This is a genomic window from Streptomyces sp. NPDC002092, assembly GCF_053593775.1.
On record NZ_JBSFDG010000001.1, the window covers coordinates 37,824 to 60,874 of the forward strand.

Genomic DNA, 23,051 nt, shown 5'->3' on the forward strand with positions numbered 1-23,051 from the left:
GCAGCAGCCGAACCATCCGCAGACGGCGGCGGCGGTGCCGAAGCTGGTCGCGGAGACGCTGAAGGCGCAGAGCGCGGACATCGACACCGTGTCCGGTGCGACTATCACCAGCGAGGCCTATAAGAAGTCCCTCCAGGCGGCGATCGACTCGAACGGCGCGAGCGCGAAGACGTCCGCGTCCCAGACCGTCTCTGGTTCCACTGTGAACACGGAGAAGGGCCCCGTGCAGGTCCAGGTGACCTTCTCCGGCGAGAAGATCACGGCAGTGAGGATGCTGCAGCAGCCGAACCATCCGCAGACGGCGGCGGCGGTGCCGAAGCTGGTCGCGGAGACGCTGAAGGCGCAGAGCGCGGACATCGACACCGTGTCCGGCGCGACTATCACCAGCGAGGCCTATAAGAAGTCCCTCCAGGCCGCGATCGACGCGAAGGGCTGATCCGAATGCACCGCATCGAACACGTCATGGGCTTCCCCGTCTCGCTCCGGGTCGACGACGAGGACGTGCCGGAGTCGGCCGCCGAGGCGGTCTTCGCATGGCTGCACGAGGTCGACGCCCGGTTCAGCCCCTTCAAGCCCGACAGCGAGGTGTCCCGCCACGGCCGCGGCGAACTGGCCTCCCACGAGCTCAGCGCAGACCTCGTCGAGGTCCTCGACCTGTGCGAGCACTACCGGATCGCGACGGGCGGAGCCTTCGACGTACGGCTGCCCGGCCGCGGGCTCGACCCCTGTGCGGTGGTCAAGGGCTGGTCGGTGCAGCGGGCGGCGGGGCTGCTGAAGGCGGCCGGCGCGCGGAGGTTCCTCCTGAACGCCGGCGGTGACGTGGTCGCCGCCGGCGGCCCCTGGCGGGTCGGCGTACGCCACCCCGAACACGCCGACAAGCTGTGCACCGTCCTCGAGCTGACCGAAGGCGCGGTCGCCACCTCCGCGCGCTACGAACGCGGCGACCACATCATCGACGGCCGTACGGGACTCCCGGCGACCGGACTGCAGAGCCTGACCGTCGTGGCCGCCACCCTGACCGAGGCCGACTCGGTCGCGACGGCGGCGTTCGCGCTGGGCGCGCAGGGCATCGAGTGGGCCGCCTCGCTGCCGGGCTGCGAGGTGTTCGCCGTGGACGCCGGGAGCCAGGTGCTGCGGACGCAGGGGTTTCCGCTCGCGGGGGAGCCCTCGGCGGCCGCGTGATGCGACAGCCGCCCTCTTGGACCCCCCTTTCGGCCTGGACGGCCTCGTCCTCAAACGCCGGACGGGCTGAAAGTCTGACTAACCTGGCCCGGTGACCATCGAGTTGACGCTGCTGTCGTCCGTCTCCCACCGCGGGCAGGAGATCACCGCGCCCCGGCTGCGGGGGCTGCTCGCGCTGCTGGCGGGGGAGTTGCGGGCGGGGTGCGGTGCCGGGCGGCTGGTCGACGGGCTGTGGCCGGACGAGCAGCCCGAGAACCCGGTCAAGGCGTTGCAGATCCTGGTGTCGAGGGCCCGCCGTCAGCTCGGCGCCGAGGTCATCGCCAGCACCCCGACCGGTTACCGGCTCGCCCTGCGCGAGGACCAGGTCGACACCTCCGCCGTTCTGCTGTTCGCCGCCGCCTGCGCCGAGAAGGCGCGGGCCGGGGACCACGCGGGCGCCCTCGCCGAGGCGGAGGAGGGGCTCGGGCTGTGGGACGGCGCCCCGGCCGGCGCAGCGGGCACCTTCGGCGATCCCCTCGGGGAGCTGCGCGCCGAGCGGGCCGTGACCCACCGCGCGCTCGTCCGCTGCCGCGCACTCTCCCTCGCCCGCACCGGCCGCCGGGACGAAGCCCTCGGCCCGCTCGCCGAACTGGCCGCCGACCGGCCCCACGACGAGGAACTGCTCCTGGAGCTGATGCGCTGCCGGACGGCTGCCGAAGGACCTGCCGCCGCCCTGGCCACGTACGACGCCCACCGCCGTCGCCTGCGCGAGGAACTCGGCACCGACCCCGGGCCCGCCCTCCAGGAACTCCACCAGGAACTGCTGCGCGGCGAGGCACCCGTCGTACGCCGCGGGGTGCCGCACGAGCCCAACCCCCTTCTCGGCCGGGACGCCGATGTCGCGGCCGTCACGCGGCTGCTGCACAGCGCCCGCGTCACCTCGGTCGTGGGGCCCGGCGGCCTCGGCAAGACCCGCCTCGCAAGCGCCGTCGCCCGGGACGCCGAGCAGCGTGTGGTGCACCTGGTGCCGCTCGCCGGCGTCCGCCGGGACGCCGATGTCGCCGCCGAGGTCGCCTCCGCGCTGGGCGTCGGCGAGAGTCTGCGGCCCACCGCGGGCGGCGAGGTGATCGCCGGCATCGTGGCCGCCCTGGGGTCCGGCCCCGCGCTGCTCGTCCTGGACAACTGCGAGCAGGTGGTCCGCGGGGTCGCCGACCTGGTGCAGGCACTGGTGTCGCGGACGAGGGACCTGCGCGTCCTGACCACCAGCCGCGCCCCGCTCGGTCTGACCTCCGAGACCGTCTACCCCCTGCCCGAGCTGGACCTCGCCACCACCGTCGAGCTGTTCGAGCAGCGGGCCCGTGCCGCCCGGCCCGAGGCCGAACTGCCCGCCGACTCCGTGGCCGCCCTCTGCCGCCGCCTCGACGGCCTGCCGCTGGCCGCCGAACTCGCCGCCGCCCGTGTGCGGGTGATGTCGGTCGCCGAGATCGCCCGCCGCCTGGCGGACCGGTTCGCGCTGCTGCGCGGCGGCCCCCGCGACACCCCGCAGCGCCACCGCACCCTGCATGCCGTCGTGGACTGGAGCTGGAACCTCCTCGACGAGCAGGGGCAGTCCGCCCTGCGTGCCCTGTCCGTCTTCCCGGACGGCTTCACCGCCGACGCCGCGGAGCAACTCGTCGGCGGCTTCGACGCGTTGGAGGTTCTGGCGGATCTCGTCGACCAGTCGCTGCTCAAGGTGACCGACACCTCGTACGGCACCCGCTTCCGGATGCTGGAGACGGTACGGGAGTTCGCCGCCGCCCACCGGGAGCAGGCCGGCGAGGAGGCCGCCGTCACGGAGCGGTTCCTCGGCTGGGCGCGGGACTTCGGGGTCGTCCACCACGACGCCCCGTTCGGCGCCGATCCCTTCGCTTCCTGGCGGCTCGTCCGCGCCGAGCAGGACAACCTCGTCCAGGCCCTGCGGCTCGCGCTCGCCCACAACGAACTCGACACCGTCGCCACGGTCACCGCGGTCCTCGGCGGCCTGTGGACGACGGAGACCAACTACCCCCGGATGATCGCCCTCACCGAGGACACCGCCCGGCCCCTGTCCCACTACCGGCCCGGCCCCGAGTACGTCGAGCCGACCCGCACCGCCGCCGCCCTGCTGACCGCCAACCTGTTCCTGGGCGTCGGACCGGGCGCCGTCCGCACCCTGGTCACCCTGCGCCGGCTGCCGCCCGCCGAACCGGACACCCTGGTGCGGGCCGTCGCGGCGGTGCTGTGCGCCTTCCCCCACGTGCTCGCCGACCATGACGCGCTGGCCGAACTGTGCGACAGCGACCGGCCGTTGCTCGCAGGAGTCGCCAACTGCGTGGCCAGCTATGTGTGGGAGAGCCGGCACCGGCCCGACCTCGCCCTCGCCGCCGCCCGCCGCATGGTCCGGGCGCTCGGCGACGGCGACATCCCTCTGCTGCACATCTGGCCGGCCTCCCGCCTCGCGGAACTGTGCCTGCAGACCGAGCGCGGGGGCGAGGCCGTGGCGCACATGGAGCGCGCGCTGGCCACCCTGGAGGGCCTCGGCGAGTGGAGCGACACGATCGGCATGCGATGGGGCCTCATGCTCGCCAACCTGCAGACCGGCGACCTCGATGCCGCCGAGCACTGGCTGGAGGAGGCCCTGCGGAACCAGCCCGAGGGCAGCGCCTCCGACGCCTTCACCCCCGACCTGGGCGCCCGCGCCGAGATGGCCCTGGCCCGCGGCGACATCGACACCGGCCTCGGTCTGTGGCGACGAGCCCTGGAGCGGGTGGAGCACGGTTCGAGCCCGGTCTTCGGCGACGAACTCGTCATGGAGGGCTGGCTGCTGGAGCTGCAGTCGGTGGCCCTCACCGCGCATGCCCGGCACGGCCGCACCGACCTTGTCGCCCCGCTCGCCGCCGCGCTGCCCGCCCGCCTCACCGCCCTGCTGACCCGCTCGACGGCCGCACCCCACTACGTGACCGTCGACTTCCCGGTGTGCGGCGCACTGCTGCTCGCCCTCGGCACGGTCGCCCTGGCCGCCGGCGAGAGCGAGCGCGGAGCCCGGCTGACCGTCCTCGCCGAACGCTTCCGTGCCCTGCGCAACTTCCAGCCGACCATGTCCTCGGCGCTCGCCCGCGAGGCCGCCCGGAACGCCGACAAGGCGGCGTACGAGGACGCGGTGTCCACGTACGCCGCCCTGGACGGGGACGGATTGCGCGAGGTCGCACTCGGCCTGCTGCGGGCCCGGCTCACAGCCTGACCGGCAGGCTCAGCAGATGGAAGCCGTCTCCGGGCCAGTGCCCGAACCGCACCTCGGCGCGGTCCACGGCGAGCTCCGGTGCCGCCGGCCGCCGTACCAGAAGCTCCTCGAACACGACGCCCGTCACCAGGCGGCCGAGCGCCGCGCCGATGCAGTAGTGCGGGCCGTGCCCGAAGGCCAGGTGTCCGTCCCCGCGGCCGAACCCCCTTGTCACGTCGAGCCGTTCGGGCGCGTCGTAGGCGGCTGGGTCGTGGTCCGCGGCGAACAGCGCGACCGTCACCGCCTCGCCCTTCCGCAGCCGGGTGCCGGCGAACACGAAGTCCTCGGTGGCGTACAGCGTGGCACCCATGCGCACCAGGGTGACGTACCGCAGGAGCTCGGGGACCGCGCGGCCCAGCAGCTCGGGCTCGGTGCGCAGCCGCTCCAGCTGGTCCGGGTGGTCGAGGACGGCGAGGACGGCGTGGGCGAGGAACAGGGCGGGCGGGGTGATACCGGTGTTGATCAGCAGGAAGAAGACGGTGACGATCTCGTCGTCGGTCATCTGGCCGTCCGCCAAAAGCGCCGACACCAGGTCGTCCGCGGGCTCCGCGCGCCGCCGGGCCACCAGCTCCTTGGTGTACTGCACGACACCGCCGAGCCCTTCGAGGGCGCGGCTGCCGTCGCCGTAGGCGAAGTCCCGGATCCAGCCGCAGACCTTGTCCTGGTCGGCCGCGTCCACGCCGACGAGTGCGCAGATGACGGCGGTGCTCAGCGGATAGGCGAACTCGCCCAGCAGGTCGGCCTGTTCGCGCTGGTCGAGGGCATGGATCAGCTCCTGTGCGGTCTTCTCCACGAAGGGGCGGAGCGCGGCGACCCGGCGGGCGGTGAAGGCGCGGGTGAGCGGGTTGCGGCGTCTGGTGTGCTCGTCGCCGTCGAAGAGCGCCAGGTGGCCCGAGAGGTACTGCGCGTACTCGGGCGGCAGTCCGTCGGCGCCCTGCGCCAGCAACTCGGCCTGCGGGTCCGGCATTTCGGAGTCCGGGATCGTCGAGCGGTCCCGGACCAGCCGCGGTTCGGTGAGCGCGGCCTTCACGTCCTCGTGGCGGGTGACGAGCCGTACGGCGGTGTCCAGGCCGGGCAGGACGACATGGCCGAGGCCGGGGCGGGCGCGCAGGGCGGCGTAGGCGCCCACGGGGTTCTCGACGAGTTCGGGGGTGAGGTGAACGGGGGTCTCGGTGGTCATCTCGGGTTCCTTTTCTGATAGTTGGAGAGAGGGGTCAGCTGGGGTCGCGGTCGAAGAGGCGGAGCGACCAGACGAACCCGAGGACCGCGATCCCCACGCTCCACGCCACCGCCATCCAGCCGTTGTGCCCGATCGCCGTTCCGGTCAGCAGCCCGCGCACGGTCTCGATGACCGTGGTGAACGGCTGGTACTCGGCGAACCAGCGGATCCAGGACGGCATCGAGGCGACCGGAACGAAGGTGCTGCTGACGAAGGGCAGCAGGAACGAGATCGGCAGTGGGGCGTTGCTGGCCCCCTCCGGGGTCTTGCTGATCAGCCCGAGGGCGACCGAAAGCCAGGTCAGGCCGAGGACGAAGAGCACGAGCAGCCCACCGGCCGCCAGCCATTCCAGGGGGCTCGCGTCGGGACGGAAACCGATGGCGAGGGCGACGACGGTCACCAGGACCAGGTTGATCACTGTCTGGATGACACTGCCGACCACATGACCGACCAGGATCGACGCACGGGAGATCGCCATCGTGCGGAAGCGGGCGACGATGCCCTCGGTCATGTCCGTGCACACGGCGACCGCCGTCGGCACGCTTCCGGTGCCCGCGGTCATCAGCAGGATGCCGGGGACGAGATAGGCGAGGTACGCGGCACGGCCGCCGCCCTGGCCGATTCCGGCACCGAGCGCCGAACCGAAGACGTACACGAACAAGAGGAGCAGGAAGACGGGGATGAGCGCGACCTGGAGCGTCATCGACGGGTAGCGGCGGGCGTGCAGCAGATTGCGCCGCAGCATGGTGAGCGAGTCGCGGACGTGCGGGGCGGGCGGGGCGGCGGTGGTCATCGGGCCTGCACCTTCTCGTTCTCGGGGCGGTCGGTGACCGCGAAGAAGACGTCGTCGAGGTCGGGGGTGTGCACGGTCAGGGAGTCGACGTCGACGCAGGCGCTGTCGAGTACGTCGAGCAGGGTACGCAGGGTGTGCACGCTGCCGTCGCCGGGGACCTGGAGGGTGAGCGCCTCGTCGTCGCACCGGCCGAGCCCCAACACCTCGACCGCGCGGGCGAGTTGAGCGGGATCCAGGAATCGGAGCCGGACATGGCCCCCGGGGACCAGCCGCTTGAGCTCGTCCGGCGTGCCCTCGGCGACGATCCGGCCGCCGCTCAGCACCGCGATGCGGTCGGCGAGCTGATCGGCCTCCTCCAGGTACTGCGTGGTGAGGAAGACGGTGACTCCGCCGTCGACGAGTTCGCGGACGATCTGCCACATGGTGTGCCGGGAGCGCGGGTCGAGACCCGTGGTCGGCTCGTCGAGAAAGATCACCTCGGGGGAGCCGACCAGCGTCATCGCGATGTCGAGGCGCCGTCGCATACCGCCGGAGTAGGCGGCGGCGGGCTTCTTCGCCGCCTCCGACAGGTCGAAGCGCTCCAGGAGTTCGGCGCAGACGCGCCTCCCCTCGGGGCGGGGGAGGTGGTGCAGGTCCGCCATGAGCGCCATGTTCTCCTCGCCGGTGATCAGGTTGTCGACGGCGGAGAACTGTCCGGTGACGCCGATCGCGGCCCGCACGGACTGCGGTGCGGCGGCGACACCGTGCCCGGCGACCCGGGCCTCGCCGCCGTCGGCGCGGATCAGGGTGGAGAGGATCTGGACGGTGGTGGTCTTGCCGGCTCCGTTCGGGCCGAGCAGCGCGAAGACCGTGCCGCGCGGGACGTGCAGGTCGATGCCGTCGAGGACGACCTTGTCGCCGTATGCCTTGCTCAGGCCGGTGGCCTCGATGGCCGCTGGTGTCGTCGGGTTCATGCCGCAGAGCGTGCGGGACGCCGGATTCAGGCCGGCTTCACGGCGGTTTCAGCAGGGCGGAGGGACGGAAACCCGGGCAGGGGAGCCCGGCCGAACTCCCGAAGGAAACGCGTAACACAAGCGGTCTAGACTCTGCCTGCAACGGCCCAGACCGAAGGGTGTTCGGCGTCTTGATACGCATAGATTCAGTCACCAAGCGCTACCCCGACGGTACGGTCGCGGTCGACAACCTCTCCCTGGAGATACCCGACCGGTCCATCACCGTCTTCGTCGGACCGTCGGGCTGCGGCAAGACGACGACCCTGCGCATGATCAACCGGATGATCGAGCCCAGCGAGGGCACGATCACCCTCGACGGCAAGGACATCACCCAGCAGCCGGTCAACACGCTGCGGCGGTCCATGGGTTACGTCATCCAGAACGCCGGCCTCTTCCAGCACCGCACCATCGTCGACAACATCGCCACCGTGCCCCGGCTGCTCGGCTGGAGCAAGGACAAGGCGCGGGCGCGGGCGCGGGAGCTGATGGAGCGGGTCGGACTGGACGGCGCGCTCGCCAAGCGCTACCCGTACCAGCTGTCCGGGGGGCAGCAGCAGCGCGTCGGTGTGGCGCGGGCACTGGCCGCGGATCCGCCGGTGCTGCTGATGGACGAGCCGTTCTCGGCCGTCGACCCCGTGGTCCGCAAGGGCCTGCAGGACGAACTGCTCCGCATTCAGGAGGAGTTGGGCAAGACCATCGTCTTCGTCACCCACGACATCGACGAGGCCGTCAAGATCGGCACCATGGTCGCCGTGATGCGCACCGGCGGCCACCTCGCCCAGTTCGCACCGCCCGCCGAACTGCTGTCGAACCCCGCGGACGCGTTCGTCGAGGACTTCCTCGGCGCCGACCGGGGCATCCGGCGGCTGTCGTTCTTCTCCTCCGCCGGACTCGACCTGCTGACCACGCCCGTCGTGGCCGTCGACGCCACCGCCGAGCAGATCGCCGAGCGCAGCGCGAACGGCGCGCCGTACCTGCTCGTCACCGATGTGGACGGCAGGCCGCTCGGCTGGAGCGAGCCGGGCGCCCTGACCGCGGGAGTCGTCGACCCCGCCCGACTCCTCTCCCACGGGCGCCCCTTCGAGCAGGGCAAGGACTCGCTGCGCGCCGCGCTCGACTGCGCCGTGCTCTCGCCCACCGGGTGGGCCGTGGCGGTGGGCGCCGACGGCCGCGTCGCGGGCGTGGTCTCGCAGCAGACCATCGGCGAGGCCATCCGCACCGCCCACGCCGAGGGTGCCGGCGACGCGGACAACGTGGACGACGCGAAGGTCGCGGGATGAGCGGCGGCTTCTTCGACATCCCGAGCGACCTGCAGAACACGTACTGGGGTCTGGTCGGGCTGCATCTGCGCGAGGCGCTGATCCCCGTCGTGGCCGGACTGGTCGTGGCGCTGCCCGTCGCCCAGTTGTGCGTGCGGCTGCGCTGGCTGTACCCGCCCGTGCTGTGGGTGACGACGATCCTGTACGCGATCCCCTCCCTCGCCTTCTTCGTCGTCCTCATCGACTACACCGGCCAGACCGAGACGACGGTGATGATCCCGCTGGGCATCTACAGCCTGGTGGTGTTCGTCCCCGCGATCGTGGACGGCGTCCGGTCCGTGCCGCAGGAGACGCTCGACGCGGCCACGGCGATGGGCCTCGGGCCCGTACGGCGCTACTTCCAGGTCCAGTTGCCGATCGCAGCGCCCGCGATCATCGCCGGGCTTCGGGTCGCGACCGTCTCCAGCATCTCCCTGGTCAGCGTCGGCATGCTGATCGGCAACCAGGGCGGCCTGGGCAATCTGCTCAACGACGGCATGATCTACCACCAGCCGCGCCTGGTCTGGCTGTCCGTCGTCGGCACGGCCGTCCTCGCCATCCTCGCGGACGCCCTGCTGGTCCTCGTCCGCGTCCTCGTGACGCCCTGGATGCCGCGCGGCACCCGCAAGCCCCGTCCCGTCGACGAACCCGAACCGATGCAGACCGCACTGGAGGACGCAGCCCGATGAACGTCCTCCACTTCATCAATGCCTTCTTCAGCGACAGCGCCCACTGGCACGGCTACGACGGCATCCCCACCCGGCTGCGCGAGCACCTCCAGTACTCGCTGACCGCGCTCGCCATCGCCGCCGCGATCGGTCTGCCGGTCGGCCTGCTCACCGGCCACACCGGACGCGGCGGCAACACCGTGGCGTTCATCGCCACCGCGGGCCGGGCCCTGCCCAGCTTCGGCCTCCTCGTGCTGATGTTCGTGCTGCTCGGGCTCGGCCTGACGCCGGTGATGATCCCGCTGGTCGTCCTCGCCGTCCCGCCGATCCTGGTCACCACCTACGAGGCGGTGCGCTCCGTCGACCCGTCCCCGGTGGACGCGGCCCGCGGCATGGGCATGGCCGAGCCGCGCATCCTCTTCCAGGTCGAACTCCCGGTCGCCCTCCCCCTGATCCTCAGCGGCCTGCGCTCGGCGGCCATCCAGATCGTGTCGACGGCCACCATCGCGGCGTACGTCTCGTTGGGCGGTCTTGGGCGGTACATCGTCGACGGCCTCTACCAGCGCAACTACGAGAAGGTGGTGGGCGGGGCGACCTTGGTTGCCGTGCTGGCGCTGCTGACGCTGGGGTTCTTCGGGCTGGTAGCGCGGTTCACAGTGTCGCGGGGCGTCCGCAGGAGCGCCGGTTAGGGGCGCGGGGAACGGCGCGAACAGCCCCCACCGGCCCGCAGACTGAAGAGGACCGGATCGCGCGTCACCCCTCCGTGCGCGCCAGCGCAAGCTCCAGCACAACCAGCAGCGCGTCCCGCACGGATCCCCGCTCCCGGGCGTCGAACACGACAACCGGCACACCGTCGGAGACATCCAGTGCCCAGCGGACCTCGTCCATGCTGTGCTCGACCTTGCCGTCGAAGGCGTTGACGGCGACGGCGAACGGGATCTGGCGGTGCTCGAAGTAGTCGACGGCGGCGTAGCAGTCGTCGAGACGGCGGGTGTCCACGATGACCAGGCCGCCGACCGCGCCCTCCACGATGTCGTCCCACATGAACCCGAACCGCTCCTGCCCGGGCGTGCCGAACAGATACAGCTTCAGCGTCGGGTCGATGGTGATGCACCCGAAGTCCATCGCCACCGTGGTCGTGGTCTTGCGCGGGGTGTGGCTGAGGTCGTCCACGCCCGCCGCGACCTCCGTGATGGCGGCCTCGGTGGTCAGCGGCTCGATCTCGGAGATCGCGCCCACGGCGGTGGTCTTGCCCACGCCGAAACCGCCCGCGATCACCATCTTGACCGGCAGCGGCGGTCGTACGGCGGCCCCCTGGTCGGCCGGGGCGAGGGTGGCCGGTTCAGTCGGTGTCACGCAGTACCCCTCGGGAGTTCGGGATGGCGCGCAGGCCATCGATCACCCTGCGCAGGACGGATGCGTCGTGGGTGACGTCGACGTCGGGCACGTACACCGTCAGATGCCCGGCGGCGCGCAGGTCCTCGGCGAGGACCCGCACGACGTTGAGGTGCAGCCGCAGCCGGGCCGCAAGTTCCGCGACGGACTGCGGCAGCCGGCAGGCGGCGACGATGTCGTGCTGCTCGAAGGAGAGCCCGTCGAGGACGGCGAGGCCCTCGGCGGTGGCCACCACCTGGGTCTCGACCGGCATCGGCCTGCCGGACGCCGACGGCGCCACCCGGCCGGCGGTGACCAGGAACGGCCGTACGGCGGGGGCCGGACCGACCGGGTCCGGGCCCGGAGGTGGGGAGCCGTCCGCCATGGGTGAAGTCTTTCTCCTCGACCGGGCCCGCGGAACGCGGGCCCGGGTGGCGGTCAGCGTGCCGACGCGGCGCCGACGCTGTTCTTGAGCTGGAGCACGAGCTGCGGGTTGAGGGCGCTGCCGGCCCGGTTGGCGAACAGGGTCATCTCGTAGGCGATGTTGCCCAGCTTGGCCTCCTTGTCGGTGACGACGCCGAGCACGGCGCCGCTGCCGATCGCGGAGACCAGGACATGGCCGCCCTCCAGGTCGATGATGACCTTGTTGAGGGCGCCCAGGCCGTAGTTGCCGGACGCGCCGGCGGCCAGGCTGGTGATGCCGGAGACGATCGCGGCGAGCCGCTCCGAGTCCGCGGGTTCGCGCAGCTCGGACACGGCGATGAGCAGCCCGTCGGACGAGACCGCGATGGCGTCGACGACGCCCGCGGTCTCCGTCGCGAAACGGTTGAGCAGCCAGGTGAAGTCGGCTGCGGCGGCCTGCAGTTCGGCGGGCGTGGCGCCAGTCGGCGTACTCACTGCTCGGCTCCTTCCGGGAGGTGCTTCTGGTCGTGCGGGTCGGTGGTCGCGGGCCGGCTGCCGGCGGCGCTGTCGCGGTGCGCGCGCTCCACGGCCGCCTCGAACTCGTCGAGCGCGTCCCGCACGGCGTCGGCATCGGCGAGCCGCGGGGCCTGCCGTGCCGCCTGCTGGGCAGCGGCGTCGGCGGTCGTACGGAGAGTGGCACCGCGGACACGGCGACGCAGGGGCCGTGAGGAGCCGTCACCCAGGGGCGCCTGGCCGGTCCCGCCGGGAGCGGACGGCACTGTCGCGTCCCGGGTGACCTGGGAAGACGATACCTCCGGGCCAACGCTCGAAGAACCGCCGGGTGTTGTGTCCTCGGACCGGGAGTGGCTCACGTCGCTGAACGCCTCGGTACGGGCCCGGGGGATCTGCCCGGAGCCGGACGGGGAGAAAGGAGCACCCACGCCGGGTATTGCCGACGCCGTGTCCGACACGGGTGCGGCCGGTGTCGCGTCCGCGGTCGTGCCCGCGCCCGGTGCGACCCCCGTGATGGCTTCCGCCTTGGCCGGTGCCGGTGCGGTCTGTGCCGCCCCTGTGGTGGGTGCGTTGGGTGCCGTGTCCGTGGTGGTGCGCGGTGCTGGTGCGGCCGGTGCCGCATCGGCTGTGTTCGGTGCGGTCGGCGGGTGCGAGGCCGAGTCAGGCTCAGGTGCGGCAGATGCCTCGCCCGAGGCCGGCGTGGTCGCGAGCGCAGGCTCGGCTGGGTCCGCCTCCCGACGGGGCACCCGGCGCGGGAGCGGCCCGGGGCTGCCGGCGGCCGACGTTCCAGAGGCTTCGGCGACTGCGGCGGACCGGCGCGGGCCGGACACGGCACCGGACACCGGCAGTTCGGCGCCCGCCCGCCCCGCCGGCACTTCGCCCCGGTCCATCGTGGGCCCGACCGGGCTCATCGTCAGCAGCAAGGACGACGGCACCGTCACCTCCGCCGTCATGCCGCCGCCCGGTGTGCGGGACAGCAGGACGCTGATGTCCCAGCGGCGCGCCAGGGTGCCGACCACGAACAGGCCGAGCACCTTCGTCGGCACCACGTCGAGGCGTTCGCGGCGGATCAGCCGGGCGTTCTCCTCGGCGAGCCGCTCGGCGCTCATGCCGAGGCCGTGGTCGGAGATGACGATGGAGGCACCGCCCGAGAGGGCTGCTTCCTCGCCGGAGGTGTCCCGCACGTACACCTCGACGGGGCTGCCCGCGGGGGAGAACGACACGGCGTTCTCCAGGAGTTCGGCCACCATCAGCGTCAGGTCGCCGATGATGTCGGGCTCCACCATGACCTCGGTGCGCGCATGCAGCCGTACCCGCTGGAAGCCCTCGATCTGCCCGAGCGCGGCGCGTACGACGTTGGTGAGGGCGGTGGGCCCGGAGTCGAGGACCGTCTCGCGGATGCCGGCCAGCAGCATCAGGCTGTCCGCGTTGCGGCGCAGACGGACGGCGATGTGGTCGATGGAGTAGAGGCGTTCGAGGAGGGCGGGGTCCGTCTCGCCCCGCTCCACCGCGTCGATCAGCGCGAGTTGGCGAGTCGTCAGGTTGCTGACCCGGCGGCCGACGTTGCCGAACATCTCCGCGACGTTGCGCCGGCTGAGCACCTGCCGTTCAAGGAGCGCGATCGCGGTGGTCTGCACGCGGTTGATCACCTCGGCCAGCTCACCGATCTCGTCGTCCGCGGTGAGTGGCATCTCGCGCAGCTTCGGCGGGCTGTCGTCCTCGGCGTCGTCGTCGGCCACCCGGGCCAGTTCGCGGCCCGCCACCTCGGCGACCTCCCGCGCGGCGCCGGTGAGGGCCTGCACCGGCCCGACCACCGAGCGGCGCACCAGCACCGAGAACGCGAGCCACAGGACGAAGCCGAGCAGCGCCGCGGCCAGCAGCAGACCCGCGCGCCACCAGGCCTTGGTGGAGGCCTGGTCGGCGCCGTCGGCGATCTGGCCGATGAGAGACGAGGTGATCTTCAGCCGGGCCGCGGCCTGCTCCGGGTAGTCGGGGTAGTCGCTCAGGGCTTTCTCGAACGCCGCCTTGATCTCCGTCGGCGTGGTGGCCTGCAGGGTGCTGGGGGCGACCTGCAGCTCGGCGTACGCCTGGGCGATGTCCCGCTGGGCGGCGGTGTGCTCGATGCCGGAGAGTTCGTCGGCCTGCTGCTCGGTGGCGAACCGGGAGAAGCGTTCGGCCTGACTGGTGTAGAGCTGGTACGCGCCGACCGCGGTCGTGAACTCGATCTGTGCGTTCGTGTCACCGGTCGTCGCGGAGAACACGCCGGTCTCGAAGGAGCCGTGCGCGGCGTCGGCACGCAGCAGCGAGTCCAGCAGGTTGCCGGTGAAGGTGGCCGCCAGCTCCGCGTTGCGGTCGAGGCCCAGACCGTCGATCACGGTGCTGGCGGCGTTGTCGTAGGCGGGGTCGATGTTGCTCGCGGGCAGATAGCTCTGCTCCACCGTCCCGCGCAGGCTGGTGAGGCCCTCGACCTCCTTCAGCGCCTGGGCCTCGCTGCCCGGCAGCCCGTCGCCGAAGGACGCGCGCACCTGCGCGATCTGCCTGTCGACCGCGTCCTGTGCCTTGCGGTAGGCGGTGAGCGTGGACTGGACGCCCCGGCTTTTGGCCTCGTAGCGCACGGACAGCAGGATCGCCAGCTGGTGCTCGCTCTCCAGGTCGTTGACCAGCGACGCCACCTGCTCGCTGTTGCGCACGAGGTCCGCCGCGGACGCCGCGTCCCGCGCCTGGCCCACCTGGCCCGCGATGAGATAGGAGAGCAGGGCGGCCACCACCGCCAGGGGGACACCGACCAGGAGGTTGAGCTTGCGCCGGAACGACCATCGATCGGCGAAGCCCCGTATGCCGGCCACCGGGCCTCCTTTTGACCGATTCTGATCGCCAACTGCGTGGAGACTACCGTCTCATTGAACGATCAAGCACGTTGCCCTTAGTCAAGAATCCATTACGAAGAGCCTCCGATTCCGCCTCCAGCCGTTTACACAGAATTCACAACTGATCACGCATCGACGCCAATTGGTGACCCGAGTGCTCTTGACTGAGCAAAACAGGCTGGATTGGATCAGTTCCAGAGCTTGCTTCTCATCAATCCCCAAGGTCCGGAACGGGAATCGTGACTTCCAACGCCCCACGCAGCAGGTCCCTCAGGAGCTACCCCGCGGCGGCCGTCGCGCTTGCCGCGACCACGGCCCTGCTGGCGGGATGTGGCTCCTCCGACGGCAACAAGTCCTCCGATCCGCTCCAGGGCGGGGGGTCCGACGGCAAGACCGTCGTCGTCGGCTCGAACAACTTCGCCGAGAGCATCCTGCTCGCCGACATCTACGGCGAAGCCCTCAAGGCCAAGGGTGTCAAGGTCACCTACAAGCCGAACATCGGCAGCCGCGAGACGACGTACGGCCTGCTGAAGAACGGCTCCATCACCGTGCTGCCGGAGTACAACGGCGCGCTGCTGGCCTACCTCGACCCGAAGGCCGCACCCAAGACCGTCGAGGCGACCACCGCCGCGATCGAGGCCAAGCTGGACTCCAAGCTGACGCTCCTCGACCCCGCCGCCGCGCAGGACAAGGACTCGGTCACGGTCAACAAGGCCACCGCCGACAAGTACAAGCTGACGTCCCAGTCCAGCATCGCGGACCTCAAGGACATCGCGAAGGAACTGACCATAGGCGCCTCGCCGGAGTTCCAGACCCGGCAGCAGGGCCTGGTGGGCCTGAAGTCGGTGTACGGCCTGGAGTTCGAGTCCTTCAAGGCGCTGGACGCGGGCGGCCCGCTGACCCAGGCGGCGCTGAAGAAGAACACGGTGCAGGCCGCGGACCTCTTCACCACCGACCCGACCATCGTCAAGGAGAAGCACGTCGTCCTCCAGGACCCGAAGAACCTCTTCGGCTTCGAGAACGTGCAGCCGCTCGTCTACAAGAGCGGCCTGTCCTCGGCGGGCAGTGCCGCGCTCAACGCGGTCTCGGCCAAGCTCGACACCAAGGCCCTGCTCGAGCTGGACTCCCAGGTCCAGCTCGACAACAAGGACCCGCTGGACGTCGCCAAGGCCTGGCTGAAGTCGGTCGGCCTGGTCTGATCCCGGACGGACACGAGTCGGGCGTCCCCACTGCGGGGGCGCCCGCCTCGTCTGTGCGGGCCCGCTCAGTAGCCGACGTGGAAGGTCGCGTCCTGCTTGTCGGTGGTGGTCGAGATCGGGTCGATGCGCAGAGCGTAGTTCGAGTGCCGGACATAGCGCGTCGGGTAGTTGTACGAGCGGAACGACGACCAGGAGGAGTCGGCCAGCCCGGCCGTCCGGTAGAAGGTGGCGTCCTGGGCGAACGTCGACGTCCCGTCGTTCACGTCCAGCTGGAGTGCGTAGTTGTAGTGCCTGAGGTACCGGGTCGGGAAGCTGACCGACTGGAAGGAGACCCCGGAGCTGTCGGCCAGGCCGGGCACCAGCTTCCACTGGGAGTCAGAGGGCGGGTCGATGGGGTACGGGTCGATGCGTCCGAGGTAGTTGCTGTGCCGGACGTAGCGGTCGGGGTAGTTGTATGACTTCAGCCGGTTCCAGGCGGGGGTGCCCCACTTGGCGACGAGGTTGTCGTATTCGGTCGTGGTGATCGTCGTGATGCCGCAGTGCTTGGAGTTGAGCGGCTGGGTGTACGTCCGCTGGTCGAGCGGGGTCCAGGTGCCGGCCGCCAGGTCGGTGGTCTGCCAGGCGTAGAAGACGCCGTTGGGTGTGTAGGTGTCGCCCCACATCCAGTAGGTGCTGGAGGTGAGGGACTTGACGACCGTCGGAGCCTCGGTGCCGCCGTGTGAGACGGCCGGGGTGAAGGGCGTGAAGCTGCCCGGGGCGAGCGAGGTGGAGCGGGCGCCCAGCAGTGTCCCGTTCCTGTTGTTCTTGAAGTAGAGGTAGTTGACGCCGTTCACGCCCACCGTCATGTCGCCGTCGATCGCGTCGTACCCGGGGTCGAAGAAGACCTGCGGCGCCGAGACCGTGACGAAGTCGGTGGTGTAGTTCACCATGATCACGTTGTGGCCGCTGGAGTTGACCGACGAGTAGATGATCGCGTACTGGCCGCGGCCCGCGTCCCAGAAGGCCTCCGGCGCCCAGCTGTGGGTGACCATGTCGTGCAGCTTCAGCCGGTGGTAGCCGGTGAAGGTGCGCAGGTCGGTCGAGTACCAGACGTGGATGTACTGGCTGTTGTACGTCCAGTCGGTGCCCTTGAGGTCGGTGGCGAGCACCACGAACGTGCCGTCCTGCTTGCGCAGGATGAACGGATCGCGCAGGCCCATGGCGCCCTCGGTGGGGGTGACGACGGGGTTGTTCTGGTTGAGCGGCGTCCACTCCAGTCCGTCAGTGCTGACGGCGAGGTGCAGGCCGTAGTCGGTGCCCTCGCCCAGGGAGGTCGACTCGGTGAAGTAGCACATGACGTAGGCCGAGTTGGTGGCGGCTCGCGCGGCTCCCGCGCCCAGGGCCAGCGCACCGGTGGCGGCGAGCGGGACGGTCGCCGCCATGCCGAGGAAGGAGCGGCGGGAGGGGTGGGGGCGCGCCGGGCGCGGTGTCGCGTTCATTCGTGCTCCATGAGGGCGTGCGGGGGCCCGACATAGCGACCCTGCTGGTCGATATATCGAACTGAGTTCGGTAAATCGATCAGAAGGTAAGGAAGTGGCGCGTGTGCGTCAATGAATCGGACATGCTTGGCCGATTTTCGTCGTTCACTTCTCCGTCGGCCATGCAGCGCCTGTGTGGACCGCCGCCGCGATCAACTGGTCGATCAACGCGATCAGTACGTCCCGCGACGACTCCCGCTCGCGTGCGTCGCACAGCAGCACCTGGACGTGGTCCGGGAGGGCGAGTGCCTCGCGGATCTCCTCGGGCGGGTACGGATGGTCGCCGTAGAAGCCGTTGACGCCCACCACGAAGGGGATGCCCCGGCGTTCGAAGAAGTCGATGGCGGCGAAGCTGGTCTCCGGGCGGCGGACGTCGATCAGGACGACCGCGCCCAGGGCGCCCAGGGCGAGGTCGTTCCACATGAACCAGAAGCGCTGCTGGCCGGGCGTGCCGAAGAGATAGAGGACGAGGTCGCTGCCGATGCTGATGCGGCCGAAGTCCAGGGCCACGGTGGTGGCCCGCTTCTGCTCGATGCCGTCCAGGTCGTCCACGCCGAGACCGGTGGCGGTCAGCGGTTCCTCGGTGCGCAGTGGGGCGATCTCGCTGACCGAGCCGACCATGGTGGTCTTGCCGACGCCGAAGCCACCGGCGATCAGGATCTTCACCGTGTCGGGCGCCGCCCGGGTGACGAGGTCAGAGCCGGCCAAGGCCGTCCCTCACTTTCTGCAGCAGGTCCAGGTCTTCCGGTCTGCAGGAGACGGGGTGCGGGGGGCGTGCGGTGATACGGCCGCTCTCCAGCAGATCGCAGAGCATGATCACGACCACGCTCACCGGCAGATCGAGCAGGGCGGCGAGTTCCGCGACGGCGACCGGCTCGGCGCAGCGGCGCAGGATGCGCTGGTGCTCGGGCTGCGGTCGCGTGGCCCCGGTCGGCGGCGGGTCCACCGCGGTCACCGTGGTGATGAGCGTGAAGTCGGCACGGCTGGGCCGGGTCCGTCCTCCGGTGAGCGCGAACAGCCGTACCAGACGGCCGTCCGTGTCGCCTCCGCTCACCTCACGCGCCGGACTCGGCGGTCGGGCCGAGACCCGCCCTCGGTGCCGCGCTGAGATGCTCGCCGATCTTCTTCACCAGCATGTTCATCTGGTACGCCACCACGCCGACGTCCGCGCCCTGACTGGTGAGGACGACGAGATGGGCGCCCGGCCCGGCCGAGGTCAGGATCAGATAGCTGTGCGCCATCTCGATCAGCGCCTGCCGCACCGGGCCGCCACGGAAGTCCATGCTGACGCCCTTGCTCAGGCTCATCAGACCGGACGCGGTCGCCGCCAGCCGCTCGGCGTCGTCGCGCAGGAACCCGGTGGACTTGCTGACGACCAGCCCGTCCTCGGAGAGCACCACGGCGTGGTTCACCTCGGCGACCCGCTCCACGAGTCCGGTCAGCAGCTGGTCGAGCTGGGTATGGGTGGCTGGGATGGGGGGTGTCATGGCGGTGTTCCTTCGTCAGCGGTCGGCGGGCGGAGTCGAGGGGACGGTTGTGCCTTCGTCGGCCAGGTGCGCACCCGGTTCCCGAGTGACGGATGCGCCCTCCTGACCCTGGTCGTACTGCGTCTCTGTGTCGTCGTCACGTGCATGGAGCGTGCCGCGCTGGAAACCGGCGAGCGAGGAGGCGGCCCGCTCCGCGGTGAACTCCTCGGCGTGGCCGTCCGGTTCGTCACCGGGGGCCTCCTCGCGCAGTTCCGCGGCCAGGCTGGTCTGGGGGACACGGCGGGGGAGCGGCGCGAGGCCGTCCTGCCGGGCCGAGGACGCAGCGGCGGCGGGGGCGGTCCGTGCCGGGGCGGCGGCGCGGGGCTCCCGTACGGGCTGGGCGGGCTCCTCGGCAGGGGGCGGGCCCGCCCCGGCGGGGGTGTCCTCGGCGGGGGCCGACACCGGCTCCCGTACGACGATCTCGTGCGGGAGCAGCACGATCGCCGTCGTTCCGCCGTACGGCGAGGGGCGCAGAGTGACCGCGATGCCGTGCCGGGTGGCGAGCCGGGCGATCACGAACATGCCGAGCCGGAGGTCGTCGGCCAGCGCCACCACGTCGAACTGCGGCACCACCGCCAACTGCGCGTTGAAGGAGGCGTAGTCCTCCTCCGACAGGCCGAGGCCGCGGTCCTCCACCTCGATCGCCAGGCCCTTGGCGACCAGCGCGGCCCGTACGTCGACCGGGGCCGGCGCCGGCGAGTATGCCGTCGCGTTGTCGATGAGCTCGGCCAGCAGATGGATCACGTCGGCCACCGCGGGCGGTGCGATGTACACGTCCTCGTCGGTGTGCACCTCGACCCGCTGGTACTCGGCGACCTCGCCGACGGCACTGCGCAGGATGTCGATCAGCGCGACCGGCTCGCGCCAGCTGCGCCGCGGCTGCTCGCCGCTGATGATGACCAGGTTCTCCTCGTAGCGGCGCAGCTGGCTGGCCGTGGAGTCCAGTTCGTACAGGCCCTTGAGGACGTCCGGGTCGGAGTGGCTGCGCTCCAGCGCGTCCAGCTTGGTCAGTTGAAGATTGACCAGGTTCTGGCTCTGCCGGGCGATGCCGAGGATGACCTTCTGGAAGCCGCGCCGGGTGTCGGCGAGTTCGACCGCGGTGTGCACGGCCGTGCGCTGCGCCTTGTTGAACGCCCTGGCCACCTGGCCGAGTTCGTCCCGGCCGTAGTCCAGTGGCGGGGTCGCCAGGTCCGCGTCGACCTTCTCGCCCCGGTCGAGGCGGGCCACCACGTCCGGCAGCCGTTCCTCGGCCAGGCTGAGAGTGGCCTCCCTGAGCCCGCGCAGCCGCCGGGACAGGGAGCGGGTGATCCGCCAGGACATGCCCACGCACACCAGCAGAGCGAGCAGACCGCCCGCGCTCAGCGAGGCGGCGGTGAGCAGCAGGCTGTCGGATTTGTCGGCGCTGCGGTCGAGCAATCCGGACGTCTGGGCCCGGATCAGCTGCCCGTACTCGTCGCCGACCTTGGCGAAGGCGACCGCCCACTGCGTGCGCGCAGCGGGCAGGGTCACCTTCCCGTCCGGACCCGGCCGGGCCGCGAGCACCTTGTCCTCGATGTCCTGGACGGTCTGCCACTCGGGGCTCTGCAGGATCCGCTCGGTCTGCGTCTTCGCGTCGCCCTGCAGCGAGGGGACGATCTGGTCCTCGACCAGCCAGCGCCGGGTGTCGACCAACTGCGTCAACGTGACCCACGACTTGTCGCTCAGCCGCCCGGCCGGCCAGGCCAGCGTGAGCTGCGCGTCCTCCTGCGCGACCAGCTCCGCCGCATGCTCCAGGGCGACCAGCGGTCCGGCCTGCGAGGTGAGGTCGCCGTCGTCGACCTGGGAGAGTTCCTGGAAGGCGTGGATCTGGTCGTCGATGATCGAGCTGTACTGGTCCAGCGCCTGCGCCGCGGTGATGTCGGTGGGATCGTCCACCTGGCCCCGGTAGTACTCCAGACTGCCCACCGAGCCGAGTACCGAGTACAGCCGGTCCGAGATACGCGCGGGCGCCTTCTTGATCGCGTCGGCCTGGCCGACCAGCTTCGCGACCGCCTTGTCCGTCTCCTTGCGCTGCGCGACCAGCGCGGTGCGGGAGCCTCGCGGGTCACCGGCCAGCCAGGCCGCCGACAGGCTGCGCTCCCGCTGCAGCGCGAGCGTCGCCTCCGTGCCCATGGCCCCCGTCGACCGGCTCAGTTCGGTCTGCCCGCGCAGCCGCAGCCCCTCGTCGAACATCTGCGTGGTCGTCAGGGCCCACATCGCGGCCAGGGTGACGCTGGGCACCAGGGCCAGCAGGATCAGGGAGAGACGTATGGAGCCGAGACGGCGCCGGGCACCTGTCCGTGGAGACATCGTCGTCCTAGGCGGTCAGCGGAGCGGAGGGGACGGAGGGGGAAACACGGGGGTGGCCGTGAGCGGGGAGAGAAGGGGTGCACAGGATGCTATCCGTACAAGTGGCCGCACGTGCCACAGGTCTCCGAATCTTTCGCGACATTGATGGACGAAGTGTCGCCGGCCGTCCGGCTCAGCGTGTGCCGCGCGCCGCGTACCTGGCGACCGAGGCCACGTTCGCCTTGGTCACGAAGGCCGGGCCGGTGAGCAGGGGGGACACACCGCCACCGCTGACGTTGCCGTTGGTCTTGTACAGCCACAGCGCGTCCACCGCGAGATAGCCCTGCAGATACGGCTGCTGATCCACCGCGAACTGCACGTCACCGCTCTCGACGGCCTTCACCAGGTCCTGGTTGAGGTCGAAGGTCGCGACATGGGCCTTGCTGCCGGACTGCTGCACCGACTTCACCGCGGTGAGCGCGAACGGGGCGCCCAGGGTGACCACTTCGTCGATCGTCGGATCCTGCCGCAGCTTCGCGGTGATCGCGGCGGCGGTCGCGTTCGTGTCGGCGCCCTCGACGTAGAGCATCTCGGTCCTGCCGTCGAAGGTCTTCTTCACGCCGGCGCAGCGGGCCTCCAGGGCGACGTTGCCACGTTCGTGGATCACGCACAGGGCGTGCTTGGCCTTCAGGTCGTCGAGCTTGTCACCGACGGCCCGCCCGGCGAGGCTCTCGTCCTCACCGAAGAACTCCAGGACCCCCTCGGACTGCCAGGAGTCGATGCCGGAGTTGAGGCCGACCACGGGTGTGTCCGCGGCCTTGGCCGCCGCTATCGGGCCCTTCATCGCCTGTGGCTTGGCGAGCGTCACCGCGATGCCGTCGACCTTCTGGCGGATGGCGTCCCGCACCAGTTCCGCCTGCCCCGCCCCGTCGGAGTCATTGGCGTAGGTCAGGTCGATGCCGTCCTTCGCCGCGGCGTCCTCGGCGCCCTTCTTCACCAGGTCCCAGAAGGTGTCGCCCGGCGAGGCGTGCGTGACCAGGGCGACCTTGAGACGGGCGGTGCCCGCCCTGCCGGCGCCGTCCTTGGAGTCGGACGTGGCGCCGGCCGCGGAGCAGCCGGCCGCGAACAGGCACACGGCCGCGGCCAGGGCGGCGACGCGCGCGGGTCTGGGGGAAGCGTGAGGTGGGGGAGGAGTGTTCATGAGGGTGCGGCACCTCGCTGTACGGCCGAGCAAGCGGAACGGCGAGAGGAGCCCCCGAACGGCGTCCGACACACCGCACACCATCCGGATGACTCTCGCTGGCCGGAGCCAATCGTGTGTGACCGCCGGTAGTCAAGTGATCAGCAACCTTGAGTGAGTTGTTGCTGCCGCATCGTGATGATGCATCACGGCCGGCAGGGGGCAGCCACGGCCCGCGGGCCGCGCCACGACCCGTCACGGCTTGCGGGCCACCGCCCCGTACATGGCGATGTCCTCGTCGCGGATCGCTTCGCGGTACGTCCTGTCCGGATGCCACTTGTGGACCTGGACGATGCCCGGCGCGACGAGTTCGAGGCCCTCGAAGAACTCCGCGGCCTCCGCGAGGGTGCGCAGCCGCATCGGCATGCCGCGGGCCGCGTACTCGCGGGCGACCCGGCCGACCTCCTGCGGCGCGAACTCTGCCGTACCGATGGACATCGCCAAGTAGCCAGCCACCGCACGGCACGGTTCATCCAGTCGCGGTTGGCCCGCATATGGACCGGCAGGGCGGGCCACTCCCGGCACATGGCGTCGCCCGCCTCCCGGTCCGCGGGGTAGTGGTCCTTTCCGCCCAGGATGTAGTCGTAGATCCGCGCGGCGTGCGCGGTCGTTCCCGCGGCGGAGCCGCTGTCGGCTGCAGTGATGCGGCCGGTCGGCCGGGCGCTGTCCTCGGGCAC

At 71.0% G+C, this 23,051-nt stretch carries 20 protein-coding genes and 1 pseudogene; 7 read left to right on the forward strand and 14 right to left on the reverse strand.

Features of this window, described 5'->3' with window-relative positions:
- The 3 genes from ACWCRD_RS00150 to ACWCRD_RS00160 form a co-directional block, all read left to right on the forward strand.
- The coding region (locus tag ACWCRD_RS00150) for an FMN-binding protein (RefSeq protein ID WP_450963689.1) at positions 1 to 436 on the forward strand (436 nt) is incomplete at its 5' end.
- Positions 437 to 441: 5 nt separating this feature from the next.
- Entirely contained in the window at positions 442 to 1,182 is a 741-nt protein-coding gene (locus tag ACWCRD_RS00155) for an FAD:protein FMN transferase (RefSeq protein ID WP_450963690.1), read from the forward strand.
- Between the two features lie 91 nt (positions 1,183 to 1,273).
- Positions 1,274 to 4,420 carry an ATP-binding protein gene (locus ACWCRD_RS00160; RefSeq protein ID WP_450963691.1) on the forward strand — a complete coding sequence of 1,049 codons (3,147 nt, stop codon included), beginning with the start codon at positions 1,274 to 1,276 and terminating at the stop codon, positions 4,418 to 4,420.
- Here ACWCRD_RS00160 and ACWCRD_RS00165 read toward each other — a convergent pair.
- From ACWCRD_RS00165 to ACWCRD_RS00175, 3 genes are read right to left on the reverse strand one after another with little or no spacing between them, the layout of a single operon-like run.
- Positions 4,410 to 5,639, reverse strand: coding sequence for a cytochrome P450 (locus ACWCRD_RS00165; protein ID WP_450963692.1), 1,230 nt, complete (start codon positions 5,637 to 5,639; stop codon positions 4,410 to 4,412). The two genes, ACWCRD_RS00160 and ACWCRD_RS00165, sit on opposite strands and share 11 nt — an antisense overlap.
- A 34-nt stretch (positions 5,640 to 5,673) precedes the next feature.
- Positions 5,674 to 6,471 carry an ABC transporter permease gene (locus ACWCRD_RS00170; RefSeq protein ID WP_450963693.1) on the reverse strand — a complete coding sequence of 266 codons (798 nt, stop codon included), beginning with the start codon at positions 6,469 to 6,471 and terminating at the stop codon, positions 5,674 to 5,676.
- Positions 6,468 to 7,424, reverse strand: coding sequence for an ATP-binding cassette domain-containing protein (locus ACWCRD_RS00175; RefSeq protein ID WP_450963694.1), 957 nt, complete (start codon positions 7,422 to 7,424; stop codon positions 6,468 to 6,470). Before ACWCRD_RS00175 ends, ACWCRD_RS00170 begins: the two co-directional genes overlap by 4 nt.
- 170 nt (positions 7,425 to 7,594) lie before the next feature.
- Here ACWCRD_RS00175 and ACWCRD_RS00180 point away from each other — a divergent pair, with 170 nt between their 5' ends.
- Genes ACWCRD_RS00180 through ACWCRD_RS00190 form a run of 3 tightly spaced genes read left to right on the forward strand, consistent with a single transcriptional unit; the run spans position 7,595 to position 10,118 of the window.
- A complete protein-coding gene (locus ACWCRD_RS00180; RefSeq protein ID WP_450963695.1) occupies positions 7,595 to 8,743 on the forward strand; it encodes an ABC transporter ATP-binding protein in 1,149 nt (382 codons plus the stop codon).
- Positions 8,740 to 9,450 (forward strand): ABC transporter permease, encoded by a 711-nt coding sequence (locus ACWCRD_RS00185; RefSeq protein ID WP_450963696.1) that lies wholly within the window; start codon positions 8,740 to 8,742, stop codon positions 9,448 to 9,450. Before ACWCRD_RS00180 ends, ACWCRD_RS00185 begins: the two co-directional genes overlap by 4 nt.
- Positions 9,447 to 10,118 carry an ABC transporter permease gene (locus ACWCRD_RS00190; RefSeq protein ID WP_450963697.1) on the forward strand — a complete coding sequence of 224 codons (672 nt, stop codon included), beginning with the start codon at positions 9,447 to 9,449 and terminating at the stop codon, positions 10,116 to 10,118. Before ACWCRD_RS00185 ends, ACWCRD_RS00190 begins: the two co-directional genes overlap by 4 nt.
- A gap of 64 nt (positions 10,119 to 10,182) precedes the next feature.
- Here ACWCRD_RS00190 and ACWCRD_RS00195 read toward each other — a convergent pair whose 3' ends face one another.
- Genes ACWCRD_RS00195 through ACWCRD_RS00210 form a run of 4 tightly spaced genes read right to left on the reverse strand, consistent with a single transcriptional unit; the run spans position 10,183 to position 14,564 of the window.
- Positions 10,183 to 10,785, reverse strand: coding sequence for a GTP-binding protein (locus tag ACWCRD_RS00195; RefSeq protein ID WP_450963698.1), 603 nt, complete (start codon positions 10,783 to 10,785; stop codon positions 10,183 to 10,185).
- On the reverse strand, positions 10,772 to 11,188 hold the full coding sequence (locus ACWCRD_RS00200; protein WP_450963699.1) for a DUF742 domain-containing protein: 417 nt from the start codon (positions 11,186 to 11,188) through the stop codon (positions 10,772 to 10,774). Before ACWCRD_RS00200 ends, ACWCRD_RS00195 begins: the two co-directional genes overlap by 14 nt.
- 53 nt (positions 11,189 to 11,241) lie before the next feature.
- Positions 11,242 to 11,700 carry a roadblock/LC7 domain-containing protein gene (locus ACWCRD_RS00205; RefSeq protein ID WP_344401922.1) on the reverse strand — a complete coding sequence of 153 codons (459 nt, stop codon included), beginning with the start codon at positions 11,698 to 11,700 and terminating at the stop codon, positions 11,242 to 11,244.
- On the reverse strand, positions 11,697 to 14,564 hold the full coding sequence (locus ACWCRD_RS00210; protein WP_450963700.1) for an ATP-binding protein: 2,868 nt from the start codon (positions 14,562 to 14,564) through the stop codon (positions 11,697 to 11,699). Before ACWCRD_RS00210 ends, ACWCRD_RS00205 begins: the two co-directional genes overlap by 4 nt.
- Before the next feature lie 260 nt (positions 14,565 to 14,824).
- On the opposite strand from ACWCRD_RS00210, the gene ACWCRD_RS00215 reads away from it, so the two are divergent.
- On the forward strand, positions 14,825 to 15,784 hold the full coding sequence (locus ACWCRD_RS00215; protein ID WP_450963701.1) for an ABC transporter substrate-binding protein: 960 nt from the start codon (positions 14,825 to 14,827) through the stop codon (positions 15,782 to 15,784).
- Between the two features lie 65 nt (positions 15,785 to 15,849).
- On the opposite strand, the gene ACWCRD_RS00220 is transcribed toward ACWCRD_RS00215, so the two are convergent.
- The 7 genes and pseudogenes from ACWCRD_RS00220 to ACWCRD_RS00250 form a co-directional block, all read right to left on the reverse strand.
- Complete coding sequence (locus ACWCRD_RS00220; RefSeq protein ID WP_450963702.1) at positions 15,850 to 17,262, reverse strand: glycoside hydrolase family 43 protein; 1,413 nt, start codon at positions 17,260 to 17,262, stop codon at positions 15,850 to 15,852.
- 144 nt (positions 17,263 to 17,406) lie between these two features.
- Positions 17,407 to 18,009, reverse strand: a complete 603-nt coding sequence (locus ACWCRD_RS00225) for a GTP-binding protein (RefSeq protein ID WP_450963703.1) — start codon at positions 18,007 to 18,009, stop codon at positions 17,407 to 17,409.
- Entirely contained in the window at positions 17,996 to 18,355 is a 360-nt protein-coding gene (locus ACWCRD_RS00230; RefSeq protein ID WP_450963704.1) for a DUF742 domain-containing protein, read from the reverse strand. The genes ACWCRD_RS00225 and ACWCRD_RS00230 overlap by 14 nt, the downstream gene beginning before the upstream one ends.
- 1 nt (position 18,356) lies before the next feature.
- Positions 18,357 to 18,788, reverse strand: a complete 432-nt coding sequence (locus tag ACWCRD_RS00235) for a roadblock/LC7 domain-containing protein (protein ID WP_365832774.1) — start codon at positions 18,786 to 18,788, stop codon at positions 18,357 to 18,359.
- A 15-nt stretch (positions 18,789 to 18,803) separates the two neighbouring features.
- Entirely contained in the window at positions 18,804 to 21,155 is a 2,352-nt protein-coding gene (locus ACWCRD_RS00240; protein ID WP_450963705.1) for a sensor histidine kinase, read from the reverse strand.
- A gap of 172 nt (positions 21,156 to 21,327) precedes the next feature.
- Positions 21,328 to 22,335 carry a substrate-binding domain-containing protein gene (locus ACWCRD_RS00245; RefSeq protein ID WP_450963706.1) on the reverse strand — a complete coding sequence of 336 codons (1,008 nt, stop codon included), beginning with the start codon at positions 22,333 to 22,335 and terminating at the stop codon, positions 21,328 to 21,330.
- A gap of 234 nt (positions 22,336 to 22,569) precedes the next feature.
- Positions 22,570 to 23,018, reverse strand: a pseudogene (locus tag ACWCRD_RS00250) (SAM-dependent methyltransferase).
- Between the last annotated feature and the right edge of the window lie 33 nt (positions 23,019 to 23,051).